We start from the raw sequence: 4742 nt of genomic DNA, 5'->3' as shown, positions 1-4742 counted from the left end.
CCGATAGTACCGACGTTAACGTGCGGTTTTGTACGTTCAAACTTTTCTTTAGACATCGATTGTCCCTCTAAGACACGGATAAATCGGTGATATCACCACATCAACCAGGCAACATGCCCGACTTGTTGAATGCTAATAACAGAAGAGAAAAACAGGGAGGAGAAAAGAGGTGGTGCTGATAGGCAGATTCGAACTGCCGACCTCACCCTTACCAAGGGTGCGCTCTACCAACTGAGCTATATCAGCACATCTTGGAGCGGGCAGCGGGAATCGAACCCGCATCATCAGCTTGGAAGGCTGAGGTAATAGCCATTATACGATGCCCGCATCCTGGAACTCGGCTACCTGATTTTCATTCTGCACTGAATATCGAGAGAAGCTCTCTTTATTCGAGCCGCTAAGCGAACTTAGCGTCTCGGGCCACGCCGTTGCATGGCCGAAATTGGTGGTGGGGGAAGGATTATTCGTCGCTTCGCTCCTCACCCTTCGGGTCGTTGCCTGTGGCAACGCTCTCTCGCTTTCGCTCGAGCCGAACCTTTCTCGAAGGTTCTTACCCTTCCCCGGCTGCCGCGTTCTTTCACAAAGGTAGCCAGGGATTACAGCGTCGCTGTAATAAAGTTGGTGGTGGGGGAAGGATTCGAACCTTCGAAGTCTGTGACGGCAGATTTACAGTCTGCTCCCTTTGGCCGCTCGGGAACCCCACCAGGCTTGATGGTGCCGACTACCGGAATCGAACTGGTGACCTACTGATTACAAGTCAGTTGCTCTACCTACTGAGCTAAGTCGGCATCAAGTAGCGCGCATTCTATGGAGAGCAGCCAACTCATGCAACTAAAAAATTGCATAAAATGTTTTATTGCTCACATTTTGAGCTATAGATTCAAAAAATGATGTAATTTCAGTCAGCTTAGCACAAAATTTTAACGTAATACGTCACGCTGATTCGGTCCATTCAGGGCGTTCGGCAACAGCCTTCGCCCCCGTTTATAGGGTTATTCGTCACCTTGCTTTTCAGGGAAAGCCGTCCGAAAGCGATTTTTTCTTATTATTCCTTTCCAACTGGTGTTACCCTCCTGCCCATTGTCCGGATTAACAGAAATGTGACGTGCCATTGCGTGCCGGGGATGACCCGTTTTTTATCGTTACCTGAAGCCGTAATGGCAGGCAGAAACATGCTTATGAGTATAAAAGAGCAGACGTTAATGACGCCTTACCTACAGTTTGACCGCAACCAGTGGGCTGCGCTTCGTGATTCAGTGCCGATGACTTTGAGCGAGGAAGAGATCGCACAACTCAAGGGTATTAATGAAGATCTGTCGTTAGAAGAAGTTGCAGAGATCTATTTGCCTTTGTCGCGTTTGCTTAACTTCTATATCAGCTCTAATTTACGCCGCCAGGCCGTGCTTGAACAATTTCTCGGCACCAACGGCCAACGCATTCCTTATATTATCAGCATCGCTGGCAGCGTTGCGGTAGGTAAAAGCACCACCGCGCGCGTGCTTCAGGCGCTGTTGAGCCGCTGGCCGGAGCATCGCCGCGTCGAGCTGATTACCACCGACGGTTTCCTCCATCCTAACCAGGTGCTTAAAGATCGCGGCCTGATGAAGAAAAAAGGATTTCCCGAATCCTATGATATGCATCGGCTGGTAAAATTTGTCGCAGATCTTAAATCAGGCGTATCGAACGTTACAGCGCCGGTTTATTCCCACCTTATTTATGATGTTATTCCGGACGGTGATAAGACCGTTGTCCAGCCGGATATACTGATCCTGGAGGGCCTGAACGTCCTGCAGAGCGGGATGGATTATCCTCACGATCCGCATCACGTATTTGTATCGGACTTTGTGGATTTTTCTATCTATGTCGATGCGCCAGAGGATTTACTTCAGACCTGGTATATCAATCGCTTTTTAAAATTCCGCGAAGGCGCTTTTACCAATCCTGATTCTTATTTCCATAATTATGCCAGGTTGTCGAAAGAAGAAGCTATTAGTACGGCCACCACATTATGGAAAGAAATTAACTGGCTGAACTTAAAGCAAAATATTTTACCCACTCGTGAGCGCGCCAGCCTGATTATGACCAAGAGTGCGAATCATGAGGTTGAGCAGGTTCGACTGCGGAAATAAGCAAAACGAGGGGCCTTGGCCCCTTTTAGTTTATTCTGCGCCCCGCAGCGATATTTCCCCGCCCAGCCATGGCTTAACCACGCCGTCCTGCTCCAGCAGCAGCGCGCCCTGCGCATCAATGCCTCGGGAAATACCAGTTATTTCTTTATCCCCAACGATCAGCTTTACCGGTCGATGAATAAAGTTATCCAATTTTTCCCAGCGCGAGAGCCAGGGTGCCAGTCCCTCCTGCTCAAATAGCTGAAGCGCCGCGCGCAGCTCGTGAATAAGCTTTGCCGCCAGGGTATTACGATCGAGAAAAACGCCGGCTTCCTGCAGGTTAATCCATCCCTGAGTCACCATATCCTCTTCTACACGGCGCATCGCCATGTTAATTCCTGCGCCAATCACGATTTGCGCCGCATCGCCCGTTTTTCCCGTCAGTTCGACAAGGATCCCCGCCAGCTTTTTATCCTGTAAGTAGAGATCGTTAGGCCATTTCACCCGCACCCGATCGGCACCCAGCTCACGCAGCACCTCAGCCATGACGATACCAATCACCAGGCTTAACCCCATCGCCGCCGCCGGCCCCTGCTCCAGACGCCAGAACATCGAAAGATACAGATTGGCACCAAAGGGGGAGAACCATTTTCGGCCGCGTCGACCGCGTCCCGCCTGCTGATACTCAGCTACACAGGCGTCACCGGACTTCAGCTGGCCAATCCGATCCAACAGATACTGGTTTGTGGAATCAATAACAGACAGGACGGTAACACCCTCTCCTCCCAGCTGCTCCAGAATACGCGAGGCGTCCAGCAGTTGAACAGGCTCAGGCAGGCTATAGCCTTTTCCAGGAACGGTAAATACGTCAACGCCCCACTCCCGCAGCGTTTGTATATGCTTATTGATCGCAGCCCGGCTCATACCCAGCCGTTCCCCTAATTGCTCCCCGGAGTGAAAATCGCCGTCGGCCAGTAATGACATAAGCGTAAGGGGAACGGTATTATCCTTCATGCCACAATCTCCACGCCATCGACTTCTCCCGTCTGGCCGATAAAGCGGACTTCGGGCTCCAGCCAGACATTAAATTTTTTACCCACTTTCTGACGCACATGGCGCGCAAGCTGCACTACGTCTTTGCTGGTTGCGTTACTGACGTTAATGAGCACCAGCGCCTGATGAAGATGTACCGCCGCACCGCCAATTATTGCCCCCTTCAACTGACATTGATCGATAAGCCAGCCAGCCGCCAGCTTAACTGAGCCATCGGCCTGGGGGTAATGCGGCACGTTCGGGAAACGGGCAAGCAATGAGTGCAATTTCTCTGCGGTAACAACCGGGTTTTTAAAGAAGCTGCCGGCGTTACCGTTTATTTTCGGATCGGGCAGTTTTGTCGTACGCATATGACAGACCGCGTCAAAAACCTGCTGCGGCGTGACCGTTACGGGATTTAGCCGGGCCAGATCGCCATAGCTCAGTACCGGCTGCCATCGTTTTGGCAGGCAAAAACCGACGGCAACAATGGCAAAACGATCCTGATATTGATGCTTAAAGATGCTATCGCGGTAGCCGAAACGGCACTCTTCTGCTGTCAGACGCTGACGTTTACCCGTGGCCAGCTCGAGGCAATCCACATAATCGCAAACGCGCTGTAATTCAACCCCATAAGCGCCGATGTTCTGGATAGGCGATGAGCCAACACAGCCGGGGATCATGGCCAGGTTCTCCAGCCCGGGCATATTGTGTCTGAGAGTGTACTCCACAAACTGATGCCAATTTTCCCCAGCCCCGACGTGCAGGAGCCATGCTTCCGTCTTTTCGGTTACCTGGATGCCTTTAATGCGGTTAGCAATGACCGTTCCATTATAAGATTCAAGAAACAGGACGTTACTCCCTTCACCCAGAATCAGTACTGGTTGGCGTAGTGCATTTGCCGATTGCCAGGCTTCTAATAACTGTTGTTCAGTTTCAGCACAGACGATGTTATGGGCAGATTGCTCGATCCCGAAGGTATTCCATGGTTTAAGGGAGTGACTCATAGACGGTTTCCTGATGCAAAATCAGGCGTAGTTTAACGTATCTGCAGCCATATGGCTTGTGTTACGGCAGGTAATATAAAGGAGGAATTACGGGCCAACCCTCGGGGGCAGTATTAAGATAAGTTGAAAAAGTGAAGCGATCGGCCGCAACAAGACTTCCCAACAGAGCGAAGCGCCGCCGGGCAGAGCTTTTATCCGGCGCAGCCTGCGNCCATCGGCGCTACGGCGTTTCACTTCTGAGTTCGGCATGGGGTCAGGTGGGACCACCGCGCTACGGCCGCCAGGCAAATTCTTTGTGCTCTGTCCTGTGTCTTTTGCGCTCATACTGCGTTGGCTGCATTCGTAAAGTCAGTCACATACTCCAGTATGCTCCTTCCTTTCCTTCATTTGCCGCCTTGTCTCAGCGCAAAATCCTTCGGACTCAGTTCGCAATTCTTTATCGCATCAGCCGCGTTGCCTGCGCTCGTAAAGTCAGTCACATACTTCAGTATGCTCCTTCCTTTCCTTCGCTTGTCGCCTTGCTGCTGCGCAAATTATTGCGTACTCAACTCTGAATCTAAGCTGAAAATCTTCTCTCAAATCCGCCAAAACATCT

3 protein-coding genes, 4 tRNA genes, 1 rRNA gene and 1 other RNA gene are annotated in these 4742 nt (G+C 51.1%); 1 reads left to right on the top strand and 8 read right to left on the bottom strand.

The window, feature by feature from the left end; translation table 11 throughout:
• Positions 1–170 precede the first annotated feature (170 nt).
• The 5 genes from GJV78_RS22290 to GJV78_RS22270 form a co-directional block, all read right to left on the bottom strand.
• Positions 171–246: transfer RNA gene (locus GJV78_RS22290), tRNA-Thr, on the bottom strand.
• 6 nt (positions 247–252) lie between these two features.
• A tRNA-Gly gene (locus GJV78_RS22285) sits at positions 253–327 on the bottom strand.
• Positions 328–443: 116 nt separating this feature from the next.
• Positions 444–575: non-coding RNA, RtT sRNA (locus GJV78_RS22280), on the bottom strand.
• Positions 576–619: 44 nt separating this feature from the next.
• Positions 620–704 (bottom strand) — tRNA-Tyr (locus GJV78_RS22275).
• An 8-nt stretch (positions 705–712) separates the two neighbouring features.
• Positions 713–788, bottom strand: a tRNA-Thr gene (locus GJV78_RS22270).
• 390 nt (positions 789–1178) lie between these two features.
• Between GJV78_RS22270 and coaA the strand changes: the two genes are divergently transcribed.
• Positions 1179–2129, top strand: a complete 951-nt coding sequence (gene coaA, locus GJV78_RS22265) for a type I pantothenate kinase (RefSeq protein ID WP_155110250.1) — start codon at positions 1179–1181, stop codon at positions 2127–2129.
• A gap of 30 nt (positions 2130–2159) precedes the next feature.
• On the opposite strand, the gene birA is transcribed toward coaA, so the two are convergent.
• The 3 genes from birA to rrf form a co-directional block, all read right to left on the bottom strand.
• On the bottom strand, positions 2160–3122 hold the full coding sequence (gene birA / locus GJV78_RS22260) for a bifunctional biotin--[acetyl-CoA-carboxylase] ligase/biotin operon repressor BirA (RefSeq protein WP_155110249.1): 963 nt from the start codon (positions 3120–3122) through the stop codon (positions 2160–2162).
• Complete coding sequence (gene murB / locus GJV78_RS22255) at positions 3119–4147, bottom strand: UDP-N-acetylmuramate dehydrogenase (protein ID WP_155110248.1); 1029 nt, start codon at positions 4145–4147, stop codon at positions 3119–3121. Before murB ends, birA begins: the two co-directional genes overlap by 4 nt.
• 193 nt (positions 4148–4340) lie before the next feature.
• Positions 4341–4432, bottom strand: a 5S ribosomal RNA gene (rrf, locus tag GJV78_RS22250).
• Positions 4433–4742: the final 310 nt, after the last annotated feature.

It is taken from the genome of Intestinirhabdus alba (assembly GCF_009711095.1).
In the GTDB taxonomy this organism is placed as follows: domain Bacteria; phylum Pseudomonadota; class Gammaproteobacteria; order Enterobacterales; family Enterobacteriaceae; genus Intestinirhabdus; species Intestinirhabdus alba.
This window is presented reverse-complemented; position numbering and strand designations above follow the sequence as displayed.